Here is a 21,378-nt window from a genome sequence, read left to right on the forward strand (position 1 = left end):
TCAGGCCATGGAACTCTTTACCTACTACCGTTCGACATCGTCCTTTCGGGTGCGCATTGCTCTGGCACTCAAAGGGCTGGATTACCAGGCGCTGCCGATCAATTTGATCGCGCCGCAGGGTGGCGAACACCAGCAACCGGCTTATTTGCACATCAACCCGCAAGGCCGGGTGCCAGCCTTGCGCACCGATGAAGGCGAGTTGCTGATCCAGTCCCCGGCGATCATCGAGTACCTGGAAGAGCGTTATCCACAGGTGCCGCTGCTGTCCAAAGACCTGGCCAGGCGCGCGCATGAGCGTGGGGTGGCGGCGTTGATCGGTTGCGACGTTCATCCGCTGCACAACGTCAGCGTGCTCAATCAGCTGCGCCAACTCGGTCATGATGAGCCGCAGGTGGTGCAGTGGATCGGTCACTGGATCACTCAGGGGCTGTCGGCAGTCGAGCACTTGATTGGCGATGAGGGTTACTGTTTCGGCAGCGGGCCGGGGTTGGCGGATGTCTACCTGATTCCGCAGTTGTACGCAGCCGAGCGGTTCAACATTTCTCTTGAGGCGTATCCGCGGATTCGCCGGGTCGCGGCGCTGGCCGCGCAGCATCCAGCCTTCATCAAGGCCCACCCGGCGAATCAGCCCGATACCCCAAAGTAACGCATTACCCTGTGGGAGCGAGCTTGCTCGCGATGAACGATAACGCGGCCTGTCAGTAACACCGAGGTGCTCCCATCGCGAGCAAGCTCGCTCCCACAAGGGTCAATGCACGATGGAATTAGGCGGTAAATGCCCCAATCGTTCAGTCAGGCGTATGCGCTGGATCGGGTCGTCGGTGAGCAACAGGGCATGCTCCAGGTCGAAACGTTCGGCGTTGGGGCAATCCAGCCGTTGATAGAGGCTGGCGCGGGCCAGGTAGTCGCTGACGCAGGCATTGCCGAGCTCCAGCACCCGCTCGGCATCGATCAGCGCGCCGATGTTGTCATCGTTGGCTAAATGTAACTGACGCAAGTTGCGCGACAGTCGCTGGAGCATCTGGACCGGATCGCTCGTCACCAGATGCTCGGCGCTGAGCTGCATGTTCGGGCCGTACTGGCGCTGCAGCAACTCGCGGCAGTCGTTGGGGTACAAGCGCCGACCGCCACACGGGTCGAGCACATGATCGGCGCCCTGCACCCGCAACAGAAAGTGCCCGGGAAAATTCACCCCGACCATTGGGATCTCCAGCCGCCGGGCCAACTCCAGCGCGATCAAACCGAGTGCCAGCGGTTGCCCGCGCCGGCGTTCCAGCACCTTGTTGAGCAGCGCCGCTTGCGGGCGCAGCGGGATGGATTCGTCCTGTTGATAACCCATGTCATTGAGTCGCCGCAACAACGGTTGGGCCAACTCGCTGACCGGCAACATCGGCAGACCGGCACTGACCCGTTGTTGCAGATCCTTGAATTGCTCCAGCAGCACCTCGGGCTTCACCTGCGGATCGTGCTCGGCAGCGATCCACAGCGCCGCTTCGAAGAGCGCCGGTGGCGAGCGTTGCAGACAGGCGAAAAAAGCGTGGCGCGGGTTCATCAAAATCTCCGTCGAATGCCTCGTTTTAGCCCCGTCTCAGGCATTCGTCCAGTGCTCTACACATGCCGTTGCAGGTTATGTCTTAAAGGCTTTAAAACCCCTTCTGCTTATTCCGGTGCGCTTCAGCAATTTTCAGCCGCAAGCCTATACTGGCGACTACAAGAAGTGATTCGGGAGCCCTACGATGTTCGCTCTCATGCAAAGCACTCGCCTTGAATCGCTGCACCTGAGCGTAGACCCGGTGACCGGGTTGAAGGCGGTGATTGCCATTCATTGCAGCCGTTTGGGCCCTGCCCTCGGTGGCTGCCGTTACCTAGCCTATCCCGACGATGAAAGCGCCGTGGTGGATGCTGCGCGCCTGGCGCAAGGCATGAGCTACAAGGCTGCGCTGGCCGGGCTGGCGCAGGGTGGCGGGGTGGCGGTGATCGTTCGCCCGCCTCACGTAGAAAGCCGCGCAGCCTTGTTCGAGGCCTTCGGCCGCGTTGTCGAACAGCTCGACGGTCGCTACATCACGGCCATCGACAGCGGTACTTCGGTCGCCGACATGGATTGCATTGCCCAGACAACCCAGCATGTCACCAGCACCACCGCCGCCGGTGATCCGGCGCCGCATGCCGCCATGGGGGTGTTCGCCGGTATTCGCGCCACGGCCATGGCCCGGTTGGGCAGTGACAACCTTGAAGGCCTGCGGGTGGCGGTCCAGGGGTTGGGCAATGTCGGTTTTGCCCTCGCCGAGCAACTGCATGCCGCCGGGGCCGAGTTGCTGGTCAGCGACATCGACGCCGGCAAGGTGCAACTGGCCATCGAGCAGTTGGGCGCCCGCCCGATTGCCAACGAATCGCTGCTCAGCACCCCGTGCGACATCCTCGCGCCTTGCGGGCTGGGCGGTGTGCTCAACAGCCACAGCGTTGCGCAATTGCGCTGCGCCGCAGTGGCGGGTTCGGCCAACAATCAGTTGACCAACCTGCTGGTGGCCGACCAGTTGGAGAACCGCGGCATTCTGTATGCGCCGGACTACGTGATCAATTCCGGCGGGTTGATTTATGTATCGCTCAAACACCGTGGCGAGGCGTTGTCGAACATCACCGCGCACCTCTCGAAAATCAGCTCGCGGCTGACTGAAGTCTTCGCCCACGCCCAGGCTGAAAAACGCTCACCGGCCCGGGTGGCGGATGAGCTGGCAGAGAAAGTGCTATACCGATGACGGAGTGAGGGCCTTACCCGGTCGACTTGCTCCCTGAGCCTGGCGCCACAAGCATTAGGCTCGACAACGGCACGCTGACCCGGCGTGCAAGGAGCTGTGCCATGTCCCATAACAAGGTCGACGTTCCCTACACCCGCTATTTATCCCCCGACGGCCAGGCATTGAGCGAACTTCCCGCCTGGGCCGACGACTTCAATCTGCTGACCCGCCTCTACCGGCAAATGGTCCTGACCCGTCTCTTCGATCAAAAAGCCGTCGCCCTGCAACGCACCGGGCGCATCGGCACTTACGCACCCACGCTTGGCCAGGAAGCGATCGGCGTGGCCGTCGGCAGCCTGATGCATCCCGAGGACGTGCTGATCCCGTATTACCGCGACACTGGCGTGCAATTGATGCGCGGGGTGCGCATGGAAGAGATTTTGCTGTACTGGGGCGGCGATGAGCGCGGTAGCGATTTTGCCGAGCCCGCGGCGGTCGAGGATTTCCCGATCTGCGTGCCGATCGCCACCCAGGCGCTGCACGCGTGCGGAGTCGCCAGTGCGTTCAAGATTCGCGGCGAACACCGGGTGGCCGTGACCACCTGCGGTGATGGCGCCACCAGCAAGGGCGACTTTCTTGAAGCCTTGAACGTCGCGGGGGCCTGGCAATTGCCGGTGGTGTTCGTGATCAACAACAACCAGTGGGCGATCTCAGTGCCACGGCGGATTCAATGCGCGGCGCCGACCCTGGCGCAGAAGGCGATCGGTGCCGGTTTCCACGGCGAGCAAGTCGATGGTAACGACATACTCGCGGTCTACGACCGGGTGCAAATCGCCCTCGAACGCGCGCGTCACGGTAAAGGTCCGGTGTTGCTGGAGTGCGTGAGTTACCGCCTCGGCGATCACACCACCGCAGACGATGCCACGCGTTACCGTCCGGCCGAAGAGGTCAAACAGGCCTGGCTTGAAGAACCGGTCAAGCGCTTGCAACGGTTTCTGGCCGGGCAGGGCGTGTGGGACGAGGGGCGCGAACAGGCACTGATTGCCGAGTGTCAGACGCTGGTGCAGGGCGCTGTGGATAACTTCGATGCGGCCGGCCATCAGTCAGCTGAATCGGTGATCGATCACGTTTATGCCCAGTGGCCGACGGCGCTGGCCGAGCAGCGCGAGTGGTTGCTCGAACGCGCGGCGCGCCGTGCAGGAGGGCCCGCCCATGAGTAACGGTAAAGTCACGCTGCTGGAGGCGGTCAACCTGGCGTTGCACCGGGCCATGCGCGAGGACGAAAACGTGATTGTGCTGGGTGAGGACGTCGGCGTGAACGGTGGTGTGTTTCGCGCCACGCTAGGGTTGCGCGACAGCTTTGGCTTCAAACGGGTGATCGATACGCCGCTGGCCGAAACCATGCTCGGCGGACTGGTGATCGGCATGGCGGCCCAAGGCTTGAAACCGGTGCTGGAAATCCAGTTCATGGGTTTCATCTACGCGACCATGGAGCACCTGGTGTCCCACGCCAGCCGCATGCGCAATCGCACGCGCGGGCGAATTACGTGCCCGATGGTGCTGCGTTCGCCGATGGGGGCGGGGATTCGCGCGCCGGAACATCACAGTGAAAGCACCGAGGCGCTGTTTGCGCATATCCCGGGATTACGCGTGCTGATTCCTTCGTCACCGGCGCGGGCTTATGGCCTGCTGCTGGCGGCCATCGACGACCCGGACCCGGTGGTCTTTCTCGAACCGACGCGGCTCTACCGAATGAACCCGCAACCGTTGATCGACGACGGCAAACGCCTGCCGCTCGATACCTGTTTCACCTTGCGTGAAGGCAGCGATATCACCCTGATCAGCTGGGGTGCCAGCGTCATGGAAACCTTGCAGGCAGCCGATGCGTTGGCGGAACAAGGGATTTGGGCCGAGGTGATCGATGTCGCGAGCATCAAGCCGCTGGACCTCGACACGCTGGAGGCCTCGGTGCGCAAGACCGGCCGTTGCGTGATCGTCCATGAAGCGCCACGAACCTGTGGCGTCGGCGCGGAAATCGCCGCCAGCCTCTATGAACGTGCATTGCTGGATTTGCAGGCGCCGATCCTGCGGGTCACCGCGCCGGACATTCCGCCACCACTGTATCGGCAAGAGTTACTGTACATGCCCAACGTCGAAGACATCCTTCACGCCTGCGACAGCGTGCTGCACCACTTCTAAAAAGGCGCCTGAGGCCCGGGAGGCTGCGATGAAATATTTCAAATTGCCTGACTTGGGCGAGGGGCTGCAAGAAGCGGAAATCGTCGAATGGCACGTCAAGGTCGGCGATACGGTGAAGGCCGATCAACTGTTGGTATCAGTGGAAACCGCCAAGGCCCTGGTGGATATTCCCGCACCTTACGACGGTGTGGTGGCGAAGACCTTCGGCGGCGAAGGTGACATTTTGCACGTCGGTGAACCCTTGCTGGGGTATGAAGGCGAGGCGGATGCCGGCACGGTGGTGGGGCGGCTTGAAGGCGGCGGCAGCCATCAGGACGATCAGTTTTTCGTTGGCGCCGCGCCCTCGACCCGTGAACACATGAGCGCTCGCGCTACCCCGGCGGTGCGGCAACTGGCCCGGCAACTGGGCGTTGAGTTGACTGGGCTGATCGGCTCCGGCCCCGATGGGCTGATCACCCGCAGCGACGTGGAAAGTGCCTCGCAAACCGAGCGCGACAGATTTGGCGGGGAGAAGCTGCGCGGGGTGCGCCGCAGCATGGCGCTGAACATGGCCAGGTCCCACGCCGAGGTGGTGCCGGTGACCATCTACGCCGATGCCGACCTGCATCGCTGGGGCCGTGCCCGTGATCCGTTGATCCGTTTGGCCAAAGCCATGGCGGCAGCCTGTGCCGTGGAGCCGATGCTCAACTGTGGCTTTGATGGCAAGTCCTTGTCGATCAAGCACCACGACACCCTGAATCTGGGCATTGCCGTCGACACCCCTGATGGTTTGTTCGTGCCGGTGTTGCGCGATGTGGGTAATCGCTCGTCGGATGATTTGAAAGAAGGCATCACCCGCTTGCGCACCGACGTGCAGGCGCGTTCGATCCCGGCCAGGGAAATGATGGGCGCGACCCTGACCTTGTCGAACTTCGGCACCATGTTCGGGCGCTATGCCAACCCGGTTGTCGTACCGCCGCAAGTAGCGATCCTCGCGGCCGGTGCCATTCGCGACGAACCGGTGGCGATGGCGGGCAAGGTTGTGGTGCACCCGATATTGCCGCTGTCGCTGACCTTCGATCATCGGGTAGTGACGGGAGGGGAAGCGGCGCGGTTCTTCAAGGTGTTGGTCGAGGCACTGGAACAACCGGACAGTTGAAACGCGGGCATGAAAAAGGCCCTGAGTCAGTGACTCAGGGCCTATTCAATTCGGGCGTTGCTTACTTGGCAGCCTTGGCGGGCTTTGCGGGTTTGGCAGGCTCCGCTGATTCAGTTGCGTCAACGGGCTTAACGGGTTCAACGGTTTCAGCAGGCACGTTGAGCAATTCGGACAGGGCGTCCGGCTGGCTCTTGAACGCCTTGGCGAATACATCGCGATTTTTCGCCATGTAGATCCCGGCTTCTTCCACCTGTTGCTCGGTCAGCGACGGAACCGCTTTTTGCAACACTTCAGCCAGCAACTCGGCCAGTTCGAGCATTTTGTCATGACGGTCAGCTTCGGCTTTATCCATGAACAAGCGCTCCAGATCTCGGCTGCTGCGGTATACCACTTCGACGGCCATTCACCACCTCACATGCCTTCACGATAGTTGTCTTTTGCGACTACTGTATTTATATACAGCCAAAAGGATAAGCGAATCCCTGTGCTTTGGGTAGTGGCTTTTTAATGTAGACCGGATTCAGGATTTGTCAGGCGGAGCGAGTGGCCCCATTGCTGGTAATGGCTCCCGTACCGGCAGCAACTGTCGAGCCTGGCTCCCGTAGCAGCTGTCGAGCCTGCGAGGCTGCGTCCGGCCGCAAAGCGGCCGTAAAATCAGGCAATGTGTTCTTTCAGGAGAACCGCGTACGGAGGATTTGCGAGGACTGCGTCCTCGGACGCAGCCTCGCGGGCTCGACAGCTGCTACGAGCCGTTGTGCAGGAATCGCGGGTGGTTACTGTGCCGCGATGCTGTAGCCGTCGAACGCCGTCTGCTGTTGCAGGGCGGTGACGATGGCTTTGCGGGTGGCCGGTTGTTCGGTGCCGGCATTGTCGATGAAGGTCTCGCTGGCAAGCTCCGCCTCGTCGCCTTCACCCACAAAGGTGAAACCGAGGAATTCAAAGGCTTCACGGTCGACGTTCGGCTTGGAGCGCGGGTTGCGCAGCGGCAGGCTGACGCTGACGCCGTCCTTGCTGATGCTGAACACTTCGATTTCTTTCTTGGCGCGAGCTGCCTTGTTTTTGCCGCCGCTTGGGTTGCTGATGGCCTGATGGGTCTGGTTCAGCACTTTTAGCGCCAGGCCGTAGACCAGCTCCTGAAAGCTTGGGTCATCCTTGAAGCTCGACAGAATCCGGCTGATCGGGAACTTGCTGCTCAGGTCTTCGAGGGCGGCGATATCGGCGGCCTCGGCGTCCTTGAGTTGTTTGAGCTCGCCCATCAGTTCGTAGGCTTTGTCGTCGTCGAAGCGATCGTGAGCCTGGCGGATGGCCGCGCGCAACTCGCGAATCTGGTCGCTTTCTTTCGAGGTGTGGAAGGCATCCAGGACCATCTCGCTGATGGTTTTGGCCTGCGGCACGTGTTGTGAAAGATTGATGGAGTTTTCGTATTCCGCTTTGGACGACAAGGTGATTACGGATTCAGCGGTATTGGAATCTGGCATTGAAATTTCACTACTTCTTTAAACAGAATTTAAGACGAGAACAGCATCGGCGTTTTCGGGTCGCTTAATCTATTGGACCGCTGCGATGTTGTCACGGACCAACGGACGATCAGGGCAACACAGCGACCGATGTGACCGCTACATCGGCCAATCGTTGCGCAAAAAAAGCCCCGCGTTCGATTCGAAGGCGGGGCAAAAGGCAGTCCGGCGGGCAAGCTGCCGGTACTTCAGGGCATTGGGTATTCAGTTCATCTCGGCGACCAGCACTTCAACCATCGCCTTGGCGTTCCAGAGGTTAAAGGTGAGCGAGCGATCTAGAAGAATCAGCGACGCTGGCAGCCGCTCTCCTGGTCATTTGCGGCGTGTTGATCTGCCGGAACAACTCGCCCACGCTGCGTCCCGCGTCCACCAGCGCGGTGGAGTTCACGAAGGGGCGCGCAACGATGTAGGTATAGAACTTGGCGCCTTCGCAAAGGGTCCCCAAGGCCCAGGCATTGCTCAGCGGTTTGCCGCTCAGCGGGATGATGTGCAGATCTTCATCGACGTCGATGCCGCCAATCTCCATACCCTGATTGGTAAACGGGCGAACCAGGCCCTTTTCCAGCAGGCGATAGAGCAGCGGTGATTTGTCCTGGTTGGGCGATGACTTCGGCACCCTGGCACGAAGCAGCACATCGGCGCGGAACTCGCGGTCGGGCAGGCTCGCGCTTTTGATGGTGAACGAATACGACTCACCGTCCATATGCGCACGGGTTTCAGGGCCGAAGCTGACCATCAGGTAACCCGCACGCATCAACGCGAGCATTTCTTCGGTGCGTTGCAATGGCGGGCCAACGGCCAGGCGGTTCATCACCGGGACGAACTCGTTCATGAAGCGTTTGTGCGACGCCGCCGACAGCGCGCCGAAATCGACCACTCGGCGCAGGTTGTCGCGAATGTCGCGCAGCACATCGCAGGCGGCCTTGATCGGGCTTTCGCAATTGCCTTCACGCGCCTCGGCGAGGTCTTGCTCCAGATAGTCGGTCAGCCACTGATGGAAGTGTTCCTTGCTGGCCAGGTCGTTGCGGCTGATGGGGTTGGCGAGTTTGTCCCAGGAAAACCGCGGAATCTGTGGGCAGCATTGGCGCAGCACGTTTTCGGCCTCCGACGTGTCGAGAGGGACCAGCGTGGAGTCGAGCAACTCGGCGAAGGAGCTGCCATGCAACCGGGTGGCATGGGACAGGTAATAGGCATGGGCCATGTCGCGCAGAATCAGCGGGAAAATGTGGCCGTGGAAATCGAGCTCGCCGGGTTTGTGGCTCAGCTTCCATTGATTGATCTGCTCACGGGTCAGGAACCGTGCCTGGTATTGGCCCGAGACACCTTTCTGGTTCACGGCGCGGGCGGCGAACGGAATGCCGCTGCGCGAGAACAGTGCCAGCGACGGTTCCGCGCCGGACGGCTGATAGCTCAGCACGCCGCTCTCGTCACGCTCGAAGCGGCCACCACGGCCCGCGGTCAGCGCGGTGATCGCGTCGATAGCGGTCAGGCCCATGCCTTCGATCGCCACTGAAGCGTCGGGGGATATCTCGTCGAGTTGCTTGTGGATCGGCAGCGGCCCGGTGGCCACATAGCGCAGGTTTTTGTTATTGAAGTTGTGGGTCGCAACGAAAGCGCGACGCTCGATGTCCTCAGCGTCCGGATGGTTTTCCGAGTGGCCCGTGGTCAGAAAAAGGTAGCCGGCGTTGATCGTTTTGCCGTTCGAGGTCTGGATGACAAACGATTGGCTCGCGGTCTGTTCAATATCGTTGGCCGTGCAGGTATGCAGATGCACTTCGCAGTGCTGTTCCAGCCGGGCGATCAGGAATTTGTAGACCCAGTTCAGGTACTCGCCAAAAGCACTGCGCGGCAGGTACGTGTTGGGCCCCAGCGGTAACGGGTGTTTCCAGTTGCCGACAGCCCACTCGTACAGGCTTGGCCCCTCGATCAACGGCCCGGCATCGACCACGGTCGGGTCCATGAACAGAGTGATCTGCGATGCGACGGTATTGAGTAGCAGGTAATCCGGTTGCGAGGAGTGGTGAATACCTTCGCCCGGTACGCCGGGGTCGATGAGATGCACTGCTACGTTCTTGTGGTTTTTTTGATCGCAAGCGTAGGCGGTGATTCGTTCGAGCACGTTCAGACCCCGTGGTCCCATGCCGATAATCGCGATCGCTAGCGTAGCCTGTTGCATCTGCCCAACTCCCTTATTCTTGGCGAGGCGTTACCTCGACGTCTTGCAAGACCTTTCCCTGAATCAGGAGGTGTTTTGCTCAGCGCCACCTCTTATGCGTTTAAAACCGGGGGCAGGATACGCAGCGCAAAAATAGCTTTGCCAACGATTATCCGAGATACTGCGCATCACTTTTCGAGATGTTCGCGTCCAGGGATGGCAGGTCCATGCAGCTCAAATCATTGCGTATTTTTTTGGCCGTGGCTGAAACGGGCAGCTTCGTCGCCGCCGCTGAACGCTTGCACACCGTGCAATCCAACGTCACCGCACATATCAAAAAACTCGAAACCGAGCTGGGCGCTCAACTGATCGACCGCACTGGCCGGGCACGCCTCACTTCCGCCGGTCACGCGCTTAGCGAATATGCTGACAGAATTCAGCGAAATCACGACGAGGCCGTGGCCTTTTTCCGAGGCAGCCAGTCCCTAAGTGGCGAGCTGCGCATCGGCGCGATGGAGACCACCACAGCGTTTCGCTTACCGGGGATCCTGGCAAGCTTCCACGGCAAAAACCCTGAAGTCGATATCAAACTCACCACCGGGCCGACTGCAGATCTGGTCAGGGGATTGGTGGAAGGGCGCTTCGATTGCGTGTTTGTGGCAGGCAAAGTCGACCACCGGCGATTCCACATGTACAAAGCCTTCACCGAGGAACTGGTGCTGATTTCTTCCCGGCCGCTGGAGAAAATGCCGTCCAAGGAGTCCCTGCTGACGGCAACCTTCCTGGCCTTTCGCCAAGGCTGCAGCTATCGCCACAGCATTGAACTGCTGCTGGCCTCGTGCGGCGTCTCGGCAGTGCGCATCATTGATTTCGGCACGCTGGACGCCATGCTCGGCTGCGTTGCTGCAGGCATGGGTTATGCCGTACTGCCAAAGTCCACGGTCGACGCCCAGAAATCCCGCTTCAACATCTACAGTCTCGACCTGCCGGAGCGCTATGCGATCGTCGACACTTATTTTGCCGCGGCGCAGCAGAACACCTGGACACCGGCCATGGCGTCGTTTTCTGAAACCGTGTGCGATGCGCTGGTGATCACCCATGCACTGGCCAGGGAACGCCTGCCGATTGCTATCGCTCATAGTGATACGGCACAGCTCGGGAACTTTTAATGTCCAGGGATGCGCGCGCGCTCCACTCCGGTGTGGCGTCAAAATGCTGGGCACGGGGCACCGCACTGGCGGTGATCTCTATAGCGCTGGTGATCTGGCTGATCGTCAAGGCGCTGGTTGTTCCTCACGGCGAGGTGGCGGATGCGTTGACATTCGGCCTGATCGTCGCCGGGCTGGCGTTGACCTTCAGCACTTGGCTTGGCAAAACATCTGCACGTCTTGGGCTGGGGTTGTTGGTGATCGTTGCCACGCTCGCAGTCTTGACCCCCATTCCTTTCAATCCGGTGCGCGGTGCGGGTTCGTTTGACGGGGTGATTTTGCTGTTGCTGGGGATTGGGCAATTGCGCGCTTACCTGGATCGGCAGGACATCAAAGGGCGGATCGAACGGGCGCTCAGCCATCCATTCGTTCGGCGCAGTGCGCGACCGATCTTTCTACTCTACAGCGCGATGGGGTTTTTCCTGAGCCTGGCGACCGTGCCCATCGTAGGCTCGCTGACCCGCAGCACCCGCCTGAATCATCTGTACCACTTGCGTTTGGCCATGCGTGCGGTGGGGGCGACGATGTTCATTGCACCGACCACTGCGGGGGCGGCAGCGGTCAGCGCGATGTTCCCCGGGCTGAGCTGGTCGCAAGCGTTGCTCACCGGGTTGCCGCTGGCGCTGTTGTGCCTGGTGTTTACCCGCAGTGAGAAAGAGCCGGCGATTGAACTGGCGCCTGCGGAAAAGGACGGCGCGTCACACGGGCTGATGCTGCCGCTGGCGATCTTCATCAGCGTGATTGTGGTCGGCAAATTGCTGCTCGGCTACGCCACGGTGACGACCGTCGCGTTGGCGGTTTCCATTACCGGCGCGGTGTCGCTATTGGCCAAATATGGCGTCGCAGAACTGGCCGCGACCATCGGTGATGGTTTTCAGCGTTCAAGTGCCGAAATCCTGTTGTTCATCGCCTGCGGCGCATTGCAAGTGGCACTCGGTGCGCCGGAAACCGCGCAGTTGTTCAGCCCGTTGAATGGCGACTTCAAACTGCTGTTGAGCTCGGCTCCGGTTCAGTTGCTGTTGATTCTTGGGCTGATGCCATTACTGACCATCATCGGTATTCACCCGATGATTTTGTTTGCCGGTGCGTTCCCGATCTTTCATCCCATCACCCAACTGCCCGTCACGGTCGAATATCAGGCGTGGATCGCGATGTTCGTGATCTCGCAGTTGATCTCGCCGGTTTCCATCAGCGCGGTGACGGCTGCGGCCTCGGTGAATGAGTCGCCCTGGAAGGTCAGTTTTGAAAGCCACGCGAAGTTTGCGCTAGCGTTTGCTATGGGTGGTTTTGTGTACATGGTCGCAGTGGCCGGGTAGCTGTTGCGACGTAGGGAAAAAGCCCGCCTTCGATATGAAGTGCGGGCTTTTCTTTACGCGGTGGAAGTGTTGTTGAGTGCCAGCAGCGCCATCAACTCGCGGTACAGCGTGATTGCCCGACCGCAAAAGAGCCCGAGCGTAAACCCTGAGGCGATGCCGGTGAATATCAGCATCTGCACACTGGCCGAGCGCTCAGGGTGAACGGCGGATTGATAGCCGATGAAGTACTTCACCGCAAAGAACAGCAGAGAGATGTAGAGAATTTTCCAGGTGCCGGGAACGATCAGGTCTTTGCCGTCGCTGTCCAGCGTCAGCCCACGACGCGAGAACAACGCAATCGCCACCAGACTGCCCAGCGCGATACCGGCGAGCCAGCTGCCCAGCACCAACTCGGGCTGTCCGTGGTAGTTCAGTGAAAAGAACGACCAGAGCGTTAGCACGCCCGGTGTAATGAGCAGCGAGCGTTTGCTTTCCCGGCTGGGCGTCCTGGCCCTGAGCCCGTAATAACAGATCAACAGGAAAACCCCGTAGACCCACAGCGGCGTACCTTGCAGGATATCGAGCATCAGCGGATACCTGCGCGGGGTTGAGGCGAGGTGGTTTGGTAAAACATGGTCAGCGTCCTTGCTTGAGTCAATGTCAGGGAGATTAGCGGATTATCGCTGGGGCGAATTCAGATTCATTGAACGTACCGCCAACGCACTCGCCGTTTCCTCATCCACCGGCAGAGAAAAACGGAAGGTCGCACCTTGTCCCGGCACGTCCAGCAAGTGAATCTCGCGGCCATGCAGTTGCAGAATCCGGTGCACGATGCGCAATCCCAAACCGCCGTCGCGGCGTGCGCCACCAATGTTGAAGGGCCGAAGGAACAAGCCTTCGCGCAGTTCCGCGGCGATGCCCGGGCCGCTGTCGCTGACGGTGATCTCGACGAACTTGCCTTGCGGGGCAAGGCTGATGCCGATTTCCCCGCCATCGGGTGTGTGGCGCAAGGCGTTGTCGAACAGGTTGGTCAGCACGCGCTCGATCAACCCAAGGTCGGCGCAGACCGCCGAGACGTTCGGTGCGAAGCTCGCCTTGAGCTGCACATGCCGGGCTTCGGCGGTCAGTTCGAATTTCTGAAAGATGTCCTGCACCAGATCGGTCAGGGAAAAACGCTCCAGCACCGGTTGGACGAAGCCGTGTTCCAGGCGCACCAGTTCCAGCAACGACTGCGCCAGGCCACCGACCTTGCGGCTCTGGTCGAGGGCGATGCCCAGGTAGCGGCGGCGTTCGGCAGGTGTGAGGCTGGCGTCTTTCAACGACAGGGTTTCGAGGTAGCCATGCAGCGACGCCAGCGGTGTGCGCAGGTCGTGGGAGATATTGGCGACCAGCTCGCGGCGCTCCTGATCCTGGCGGGTGAGGGAGCGCCATTGTTCGCCAAGACGCTTTTGCATCTGCCGGAAGGCGGCATCGAGCATGGCGATTTCGTCCTGAGTGGCGAGGTTCTCCGCTGTACTGAATGGCGCCGGCGAGGGTGGGGCGGCCGGTACACCGTCGATGTCGAAATGCGCGACCGTGTCGGTCAGGCGGCGCAACGGTCGGGTGATCAGGGTAAACGCCGTGAGACCGGCGATCAGGCACAGCAACGCGACCATCCCGATCGACCACAGCGCGGTGTTCAGTGCCGCGCCGGTGGCGCCGCGTTCGGCGTAGCGGTCATGTTCTTCACTGAGCAACACCACGTAGAGATAGCCCACCTGCTGAGCGTTGACCTTGAGCGGTGCGGCGCTGAACACCTTGCGCCCGTCGATGCTGCGCGGGTCATCGCCGAGAATCGGCAGGGCTTCACCGTTGAGCAGGCGTCGCACGGGCGCCAGGTCGACCTGCTCGCGACGCAGGTGGCCTTCGGGCGCCGCATTGCCGACCACCCGGCCGCTGCTGTCGAGCAGGTACACCTCGACGCTCGGGTTCACCAGCATCAACTGGCTGAACAGCTCGCGTAGTGCATCGGGTTTCAAGCCATTGGCGTCCATCAACTGGGTGTCGTGGGCGATGTGCTGCGCCAGATCCCGGGACAAGCCTTGCACCACTTCCAGCTCATGCATGTGGTTGGAACGCACCTGCATCCACACCGACGTGCCGCTGCATACCAACAGCAGCAGGGCGAACACCGCCGACAGGCGCTGGGTGAGTGTCAGTCTCATGGCTGCTCCTGCACCGGGGCGAATTTATAGCCGCGGCCCCACACCGTGAGAATCCGCACCGGTTGCGCCGGGTCGGTTTCAATCTTGGACCGCAGACGGTTGATGTGAGTGTTGACGGTGTGCTCGTAGCCTTCGTGGCTGTAGCCCCAGACGGCGTTCAGCAGGTCCATGCGCGAGAAGACCTTGCCCGGCTGCCGGGCGAAAAAGTACAGCAGGTCGAACTCGCGTGGGGTGAGGTCCAGGCGCTTGCCGTCGAGCGACACGTCGCGGGTGATCGGGTCGATGAACAGCCCGTCGCTGGTCAGGCTGCCTGCGTCCATTTTCAGGTTGCGGGCCATGGCGTCGACCCGTCGCAGCAGGGCCTTGACCCGCGCCACCAGCTCAAGCATCGAAAACGGTTTGGCCAGGTAATCGTCGGCGCCCAGCTCCAGGCCAAGAATGCGGTGCATTTCGCTCGACCGGGCGCTGGTGATGATGATCGGGGTGTAACGGGCCATGGCGCGGGCGCGGCGGCAGATTTCCAGGCCGTCGACGCCCGGCAGCATCAGGTCGAGGATCAGCGCGTCCCAACTGCCTTGCTCGAGCAGACGCAAGCCTTCGTTGCCATCGGCGCTGTGCACGACCTCGAAATGTTCGTCGCGCAGGTGCAGGCAGATCAGGTCGGCGATGTGTTTGTCGTCCTCGACCACCAGGACTCGTTTGGGTTGATCCATTGGGACTTAATCCTGTTGCGCAGTGCACGTATTGTGCGGGGTTTTCCCTCGGCGAGTTATCACGAATTGTTTAACTCCACGTGAGGATTTGGCGATCACCTCAAGCCTAGGCTGTGTTCCATGACATCCACGGCGGATTTAGGGAGAGGGCCATGTTTTCACGGCGACAGATTCTTCTAACGGGCGGCGGGCTGGGCCTTGCGGCGCTGGTTGCCGGTGTATTGCCAAAAATGACCGGGCGCTCGCTGCTGATCAGCGAGGCGAGCGCTGCCGAGACCTTCGAGGTCACCCACACTGATGCGCAATGGCACCAGCTGCTCAGCGCCGAGCAGTACGAAATCCTGCGCGAAGAGGGCACCGAACGGGCCTATTCCAGTGCACTGAACAACGAACACCGCGACGGTACTTTCGCCTGCGCCGGGTGCGATCTGGCGCTGTTTTCATCGAAAACCAAATTCGACAGCCATACCGGTTGGCCGAGTTTCTGGGCGCCCCTGGAGCATGCCGTCGCGACCCGCGAAGACCGCTCGTTCGGCGTGTTGCGCGAGGAAGTTCACTGTCGGCGCTGCGGCGGCCATCTGGGCCATGTGTTCAACGACGGGCCAAAACCGACCGGTCTGCGCTACTGCATGAATGGTCTGGCGATGACCTTCAAGCCGCAAGCGGCCTGACACCATGGGCAGGCTTTTTCCTTCACTTCATATAGGTCCTTGTTATGTGGCTTCTGGTCCTCGCTTATCTCGGTGGTGTGCTGACGATTCTCAGCCCGTGCATTCTGCCGGTACTGCCGTTTGTCTTCGCTCGCACCGGGCAGCCGTTTATCAAGAGTGGCTTGCCGCTGTTGGCGGGGATGGCGCTGACCTTCGCGCTCGTCGCCTCGTTGGCGGCGGTGGGCGGCGGTTGGGTGGTGCAACTCAATCAGTACGGTCGCTGGCTCGCGTTGCTGTTCGTAGCACTGTTCGGGCTGACGCTGCTGCTGCCACAACTGGCCGAACGGCTGACGCGTCCACTGGTGGCCGCCGGCAGTCGACTGTCGGAAGCGGCGGGCGCCGATGCCCGGCCGCGTCCCGGAGCTTCGTTGCTGATCGGCGTCGCCACGGGCCTGCTTTGGGCACCGTGCGCCGGGCCGATTCTCGGGCTGGTGCTGACCGGCGCGGCGCTGCAAGGGGCAAGCATCGGCACCACCTTGCTGTTGCTGGCCTACGCGTTGGGCGCCGCCACTTCCCTCGCGGTCGCCTTGCTGCTGGGCGGTAAAGTCTTCGCGGCGATGAAGCGTTCGATCGGCGCCAGTGAATGGCTGCGCCGTGGTCTTGGTGCGGCGATGCTGGCGGGTGTGGCCGCGATCGCCTTGGGCCTCGACACCGGGCTTCTGGCGCGGGTATCGACCGCGTCCACGGGTGGACTTGAACAGGCGCTGGTCGGTCGACTGGCGGGTAAATCACCGGCCAACAATGGAGCGATGATGGCGCAGATTCCGCCGTCCGCCGACGATCAATCAGGCTCAGCCATGATGGCCGCTGGTGGTGCGATGAAAGTGGCCGCCAACGCTCCCGCGCCGCTACCCGTCGAAGGCAACCTGCCGTCGCTGGACGGCGCCGTGCAGTGGCTGAATTCAGAACCGCTCAGCGCTCAAGCGTTGAAAGGCAAAGTGGTGTTGGTGGATTTTTGGACCTACTCCTGCATCAACTGCCTGCGCACTTTGCCGTATGTCAAAGCCTGGGCCGAGAAGTACCGCAATCAGGGCCTGGTGGTGATCGGTGTGCATGCGCCGGAGTTCGCCTTCGAACGGGATGTGGGCAATGTGACCAAGGCCATGAAGGATCTGGGTATCACCTACCCGGTGGCCATTGATAACGACTACAGGATCTGGCGTGCTTTCAACAACGAATACTGGCCGGCGCATTATTTTGCCGACGCTCAGGGACGCATTCGTTACCACCATTTTGGTGAGGGCAACTACGCCGAATCAGAGCGGGTGATCCAGCAGCTGTTGCGTGAAGCCGGCGCGGCTAAAGTCGCCGATGGCCTGATCGACGCCAGCGCCCAAGGTGTACAACAGGCACCGGACATGAACGAAGTGCGCTCGCCGGAAACCTATGTCGGTTACCAGCGTTTGGAACATTTCGTACCTGAGGCGAGCCTCGCGCCCGACAAGGTTGCCGCGTACAGCGCACCGGCGACGCTGGCGCTGAATGACTGGACGCTGGACGGTCACTGGAACGTCGGTTCGGAGCGCGCCACATCGGTCGCCCCGGCCAGCCGCATTGTCTACCGCTTCCATGCCCGCGACCTGCACCTGGTGCTGGGCCCCGGCGCTGACGGCAAGCCGGTGCGTTTCAAAGTCATGATCGACGGCAAAGTCCCCGGTGATGCCCACGGCACCGACGTCGCACCGGATGGCAGCGGCAGCGTGACCGAACAACGCCTCTACCAATTGGTGCGTCAACCCGGCGACGTGGCAGATCGGACCTTCAGCATCGAGTTCCTTGACCCGGGCGTGTCGGCGTATGCGTTTACCTTTGGTTGATGAGTATTCAGTTGCTCAGGAGTCATTCTCATGAAAATCCTTTTCCCTTGGCGCCAGACCCTGCTCGGGCTGGCCGTCGCTGCAGTCGCAGGCCAATGCCTGGCCTTTTCATTCGGCGCTGCCGAAGACGCAGTCGCCATCGCGCCGCCAGCCCTCGATGAAACACCCAAGGCCAACAGCGAAACGGCGGTGTTCGCCGGTGGCTGCTTCTGGGGTGTTCAAGGCGTGTTCCAGCATGTCAAAGGCGTCAAGAACGCGGTCTCCGGTTACGCCGGAGGCGCTGCGAACACCGCGCAATACGAGCGTGTCAGCGAGGGGGATACGGGCCATGCGGAATCCGTTCAGGTCACTTTCGATCCGGCTCAGGTGAGCTACGGCACCTTGCTGCAAATCTACTTCTCGGTGGCTCACAACCCCACCGAGCTCAATCGCCAGGGCCCGGACACCGGAACCCAATATCGCTCGGCGATCTTTGTGGAGAGTGCCGAGCAACAGAAAGTCGCCCAGGCCTACATCGCACAGCTGGATGCAGCGCATGCCTTCAACAAACCGATCGTGACCAAACTCGAAACCTACAACGGCTTCTACCCGGCAGAGGCCTACCATCAGAACTTCCTGACGGAGCATCCAACGTATCCCTACATCGTGATCAACGATCTGCCGAAAGTGGCACAGCTCAAACAGCTGTATCCGGAGCGGTATCAGGAGAAACCGGTGTTGGTGAAGGCGGGGCTTTAGGCAAAAAAAAGGGGGACGGTCAGGCCTATCGCCAGTCAGTTAAGGCACAAACCTGTGGGAGCGAGCTTGCTCGCGATGACGGCATAACATTCAACATCAATGTTGATTGACCCACCGCTATCGCGAGCAAGCTCGCTCCCACATGGATTGCGCTTAACTGACTGGCATTAGGCTGTCAGGCCTCCCCGTTTTCCAGACGTTTGCCCATTTCGAAAGCGCGAACCTCATAGCCCAGTTCTTCGTAAAGGCTTAATGCGGGTTTGTTGAACGCCCATACGGTCAAACGCAAGTCACTGGCGCCCTGTTCGATAGCCCAGTCTTGAGCCATCCCCATCAGTTTGCGACCAACACCTTGCCCGCGAAATGCATCGTCGACGCAAACCGAGCCAACACGGGAAACTCGTTGCGGCTGCAACAGTGGGCTGTTGAGCAGCGTTACCTGGAGCGTGATAAAACCGATGACGACGCCAGTTTGCTCGGCGAGGAGGGTTGCCTGGTTTTCACCCTCCAGATAAGGAAGCCAATGGGCTTGGTCACGCATGAACAGGTGTGTTTCAGGCGCGTAAATATCCGGTCGTTCATGGTGGTGCAGGCTATTGAGCTGTTGCCCCAGCTCACAAATACCCGGAAGGTCAGCGACTGTCGCTCGCCGATAGATCAGTAATGTTTCCATGGTCTTTTGTGATCGTCCTTTTCTCGAAATGACTGTCCGTAGTGTTCAAGCCGCAGGAGAACATACCGCTCTATTTGATCCTGGAGCGCTCCATGGAAATGGTTGAGGCCTCAAAGCCCAGGTTCATCATCCGGAAATCATATTCTTGCCGATGATCTTCGAGCGATACAACGCCTGATCCGCCCGAGCCAGCAGCCCGGTTTGTTGCTCGTCTTCAAAGCGTTGCGCCACGCCGAAGCTCATGGTGACCTGGAAGTCGCCTACCGGTGGCAGGGTCGACAGCTCAAGGCGGATGTTTTCGGCGAGGGCGCGGGCGGCAACTGCCGTGCTGTTGGGCAGGATCACGATGAACTCGTCGCCGCCCCAACGGGCCAGCAAGTCACCTTCGCGCACACAGCGTTTGACGCTTTCGACCACCTGCACCAGCGCCGCATCGCCCAAGGCATGGCCGTAATGGTCGTTGATATTTTTGAAGTCATCTATGTCCATGGCGATCAGCGACAGCGGCTGGCGAAAGCGCTGGGAACGCTCGCATTCCAGTGGCAGGGCTTTTTCCAGGAGATAGCGGTTGGCGATCCCGGTCAGGGTGTCGCTTTCTGCCAGTTTGCGGTTCTCGTCCAACTGAGCCTGCAACTGCTGATTGAGCAGAGACAACTCGCGGGTCCGTTCCTCGACCATCGCTTCGAGGGAATGATTGCGCCGTTCGAGTTGCTCGAGCAGACGCTTCTTGTCTTCAATGCTGCGGTTTGCCCCGATCATCCGTGCCACTGAGCCATTGGCGTTACGTGCGATCACATGACCGCGATCCTCGATCCAGATGTAGCTGCCATCCTGTTTGCGGCAACGGTACTCGGCCTGGTAATGGGGCGAGCGCTGATGCAGGTGGTCATCGAAACGCATCATGACCCGCTGGTAATCGTCGGGATGAATCGCGTTCTCCCAGGCCAGCACGTTGTTCTCAAGTGTATGAGGCGCGTAGCCGAGCATGTCGTACCAACCGCGATTGCGGTAGACAAAACCGGTGTTGGCGTTCCAGTCCCAGATCCCGTCGCTGACCAGCTCCAGAATCGCGTGCAGCATGTCTTCATTCAAATCAGTCAGGCTGACCTTCAACGGCTCGATACTGGACAACTCAACCATCACCGCTCTCCCTGCTGCCCTGATCTTCAAGTGGCCGGCCAGTCGTAGAGTCTAACTCATGGCACGTTGACACTGTAGCGCCGGAAATCAAGGTGTAGAAGCCTATTTCGCAGTAATAATGGCGTGTGCGATCAGCTCTGTTTACCCCATGTCTGCAACGCAAACTCGACAAAACTGCGCAGTTTCGGCAAACGGTAGCGGTCCTGCGCGTAAATCAGATTCATCGGGCGACGGGGCAGTTGATAGTCCTGCATCAGGGCCACCAGTTTCCCATCGCGAAGATCTTGATCGACCAGTGCATCCGGCAGCATCACCACACCCATTCCGGTGCGCGCCGCCTGGTGCAGGCCCGATGAACTATTGATCAGCATCGGGCCGCTCACCGCCACGACGATCTCCCTGTCGGGGCCGCTCAGGCGCCACTGTTTTTCCACCGAACGCCATTCATCGCCCGCCGGGTAGGCAAAGGCCAGGCAGTCGTGATCGGCCAGCTCCTCCGGTTTTTGCGGTGTGCCACGGCGTGCCAGATACGCCGGCGATGCACACATGGTCAGCGTGTAGTCCTCCAGTGGCCGGGCGATCAGGTTGGGCGGTTCGGTGTTACCCAGGCGAATCGCCGCATCAAAGCCGTTATCCAGCAGATCAAGGCGTTGATTGGTCAACACCACATCCAGCTTGACCTGCGGGCAGCGCAGTACGAATTCGCTCAAGGCTGGCGCCAGGCGTTCCGTGCCAAAGGTCAGCGGGGCGGTAATCCGCAGCGTACCGCTGGGTTCACCCTGGGTTTGTTCGGCCAACCGCTCGGAGTCGGCCACCAGCCCCAGCACCTCAAGACAGCGTTGATAGTAGGTCGAGCCAAATTCGGTCAAGCGCTGACGCCGCGTCGTGCGGTGAAGCAAGCTGACGCCCAGTCGCTGCTCCAGCGCCCGCAGATGATTGCCGACCATAGTGGTCGACATTTCGCACTCCAGGGCGGCGGCGGTCATGCTGCCAGCCTCGACCACTTTCACGTAAACCGACATCGCCAGCAGTAAATCCATTATCAAGCCCAGCTTTAAAATGATTGAAGTGTTACGGCGTTTATCCAGCTCAGGTGGCTAACGATACTGCAAAAACACTGACCAATGATGGAGCTT

19 protein-coding genes and 1 pseudogene are annotated in these 21,378 nt (G+C 60.5%); 10 read left to right on the top strand and 10 right to left on the bottom strand.

Going from position 1 to position 21,378, the window contains the following annotated elements; translation table 11 throughout:
- The first annotated feature begins 7 nt into the window (after positions 1-7).
- Positions 8-646: a maleylacetoacetate isomerase gene (gene maiA / locus AC1DIG_RS15910; RefSeq protein ID WP_477768057.1), complete on the top strand. Its 639-nt coding sequence runs from the start codon at positions 8-10 to the stop codon at positions 644-646.
- A 102-nt stretch (positions 647-748) separates the two neighbouring features.
- On the opposite strand, the gene AC1DIG_RS15915 is transcribed toward maiA, so the two are convergent.
- On the bottom strand, positions 749-1,552 hold the full coding sequence (locus AC1DIG_RS15915) for a SirB1 family protein (RefSeq protein WP_477768058.1): 804 nt from the start codon (positions 1,550-1,552) through the stop codon (positions 749-751).
- Between the two features lie 184 nt (positions 1,553-1,736).
- On the opposite strand from AC1DIG_RS15915, the gene AC1DIG_RS15920 reads away from it, so the two are divergent.
- The 4 genes from AC1DIG_RS15920 to AC1DIG_RS15935 all read left to right on the top strand — a co-directional run bounded on the left by AC1DIG_RS15920 (position 1,737) and on the right by AC1DIG_RS15935 (position 6,072).
- Positions 1,737-2,756: a Leu/Phe/Val dehydrogenase gene (locus AC1DIG_RS15920; RefSeq protein ID WP_054595755.1), complete on the top strand. Its 1,020-nt coding sequence runs from the start codon at positions 1,737-1,739 to the stop codon at positions 2,754-2,756.
- Between the two features lie 101 nt (positions 2,757-2,857).
- The gene (gene pdhA / locus AC1DIG_RS15925; RefSeq protein WP_477768059.1) at positions 2,858-3,955 is read left to right on the top strand and encodes a pyruvate dehydrogenase (acetyl-transferring) E1 component subunit alpha; all 1,098 of its coding nucleotides are present in this window, start codon (positions 2,858-2,860) and stop codon (positions 3,953-3,955) included.
- Positions 3,948-4,934 carry an alpha-ketoacid dehydrogenase subunit beta gene (locus tag AC1DIG_RS15930; RefSeq protein ID WP_477768060.1) on the top strand — a complete coding sequence of 329 codons (987 nt, stop codon included), beginning with the start codon at positions 3,948-3,950 and terminating at the stop codon, positions 4,932-4,934. The genes pdhA and AC1DIG_RS15930 overlap by 8 nt, the downstream gene beginning before the upstream one ends.
- A 28-nt stretch (positions 4,935-4,962) precedes the next feature.
- Positions 4,963-6,072, top strand: coding sequence for a dihydrolipoamide acetyltransferase family protein (locus AC1DIG_RS15935; protein ID WP_477768061.1), 1,110 nt, complete (start codon positions 4,963-4,965; stop codon positions 6,070-6,072).
- 163 nt (positions 6,073-6,235) lie between these two features.
- Here AC1DIG_RS15935 and AC1DIG_RS15940 read toward each other — a convergent pair.
- The 3 genes and pseudogenes from AC1DIG_RS15940 to AC1DIG_RS15950 form a co-directional block, all read right to left on the bottom strand.
- A pseudogene (locus AC1DIG_RS15940) lies at positions 6,236-6,475 on the bottom strand (YebG family protein); the annotation flags it as partial.
- A gap of 370 nt (positions 6,476-6,845) precedes the next feature.
- Positions 6,846-7,550 (bottom strand): hypothetical protein, encoded by a 705-nt coding sequence (locus tag AC1DIG_RS15945; RefSeq protein WP_477768062.1) that lies wholly within the window; start codon positions 7,548-7,550, stop codon positions 6,846-6,848.
- A gap of 295 nt (positions 7,551-7,845) precedes the next feature.
- On the bottom strand, positions 7,846-9,765 hold the full coding sequence (locus AC1DIG_RS15950; RefSeq protein WP_477768063.1) for an FAD/NAD(P)-binding protein: 1,920 nt from the start codon (positions 9,763-9,765) through the stop codon (positions 7,846-7,848).
- A gap of 206 nt (positions 9,766-9,971) precedes the next feature.
- Between AC1DIG_RS15950 and AC1DIG_RS15955 the strand changes: the two genes are divergently transcribed.
- Both AC1DIG_RS15955 and AC1DIG_RS15960 read left to right on the top strand, forming a co-directional pair.
- Complete coding sequence (locus tag AC1DIG_RS15955; protein WP_477768064.1) at positions 9,972-10,913, top strand: LysR substrate-binding domain-containing protein; 942 nt, start codon at positions 9,972-9,974, stop codon at positions 10,911-10,913.
- A complete protein-coding gene (locus AC1DIG_RS15960) occupies positions 10,913-12,268 on the top strand; it encodes a hypothetical protein (protein WP_477768065.1) in 1,356 nt (451 codons plus the stop codon). The genes AC1DIG_RS15955 and AC1DIG_RS15960 overlap by 1 nt, the downstream gene beginning before the upstream one ends.
- Positions 12,269-12,321: 53 nt before the next feature.
- On the opposite strand, the gene AC1DIG_RS15965 is transcribed toward AC1DIG_RS15960, so the two are convergent.
- The 3 genes from AC1DIG_RS15965 to AC1DIG_RS15975 all read right to left on the bottom strand — a co-directional run bounded on the left by AC1DIG_RS15965 (position 12,322) and on the right by AC1DIG_RS15975 (position 15,164).
- On the bottom strand, positions 12,322-12,834 hold the full coding sequence (locus AC1DIG_RS15965; RefSeq protein ID WP_477768066.1) for a hypothetical protein: 513 nt from the start codon (positions 12,832-12,834) through the stop codon (positions 12,322-12,324).
- A gap of 90 nt (positions 12,835-12,924) precedes the next feature.
- On the bottom strand, positions 12,925-14,451 hold the full coding sequence (locus tag AC1DIG_RS15970) for a sensor histidine kinase (protein ID WP_477768067.1): 1,527 nt from the start codon (positions 14,449-14,451) through the stop codon (positions 12,925-12,927).
- Positions 14,448-15,164, bottom strand: a complete 717-nt coding sequence (locus AC1DIG_RS15975) for a response regulator transcription factor (RefSeq protein WP_477768068.1) — start codon at positions 15,162-15,164, stop codon at positions 14,448-14,450. The genes AC1DIG_RS15970 and AC1DIG_RS15975 overlap by 4 nt, the downstream gene beginning before the upstream one ends.
- Before the next feature lie 152 nt (positions 15,165-15,316).
- Here AC1DIG_RS15975 and msrB point away from each other — a divergent pair, with 152 nt between their 5' ends.
- Genes msrB through msrA form a run of 3 tightly spaced genes read left to right on the top strand, consistent with a single transcriptional unit; the run spans position 15,317 to position 18,429 of the window.
- Complete coding sequence (gene msrB / locus AC1DIG_RS15980; RefSeq protein WP_477768069.1) at positions 15,317-15,835, top strand: peptide-methionine (R)-S-oxide reductase MsrB; 519 nt, start codon at positions 15,317-15,319, stop codon at positions 15,833-15,835.
- A 44-nt stretch (positions 15,836-15,879) separates the two neighbouring features.
- Positions 15,880-17,691 (top strand): cytochrome c biogenesis protein DipZ, encoded by a 1,812-nt coding sequence (locus tag AC1DIG_RS15985; protein ID WP_477768070.1) that lies wholly within the window; start codon positions 15,880-15,882, stop codon positions 17,689-17,691.
- 30 nt (positions 17,692-17,721) lie between these two features.
- Positions 17,722-18,429: a peptide-methionine (S)-S-oxide reductase MsrA gene (msrA, locus tag AC1DIG_RS15990; protein WP_477768071.1), complete on the top strand. Its 708-nt coding sequence runs from the start codon at positions 17,722-17,724 to the stop codon at positions 18,427-18,429.
- A 175-nt stretch (positions 18,430-18,604) separates the two neighbouring features.
- Here msrA and AC1DIG_RS15995 read toward each other — a convergent pair whose 3' ends face one another.
- The 3 genes from AC1DIG_RS15995 to AC1DIG_RS16005 all read right to left on the bottom strand — a co-directional run bounded on the left by AC1DIG_RS15995 (position 18,605) and on the right by AC1DIG_RS16005 (position 21,282).
- On the bottom strand, positions 18,605-19,102 hold the full coding sequence (locus tag AC1DIG_RS15995; protein ID WP_477768072.1) for an N-acetyltransferase family protein: 498 nt from the start codon (positions 19,100-19,102) through the stop codon (positions 18,605-18,607).
- Positions 19,103-19,228: 126 nt separating this feature from the next.
- Positions 19,229-20,242, bottom strand: coding sequence for a GGDEF domain-containing protein (locus tag AC1DIG_RS16000; RefSeq protein WP_477768073.1), 1,014 nt, complete (start codon positions 20,240-20,242; stop codon positions 19,229-19,231).
- Between the two features lie 131 nt (positions 20,243-20,373).
- Complete coding sequence (locus AC1DIG_RS16005; RefSeq protein ID WP_477768074.1) at positions 20,374-21,282, bottom strand: LysR family transcriptional regulator; 909 nt, start codon at positions 21,280-21,282, stop codon at positions 20,374-20,376.
- Positions 21,283-21,378 lie beyond the last annotated feature (96 nt).

Source organism: Pseudomonas sp. 05N431, assembly GCF_056397005.1.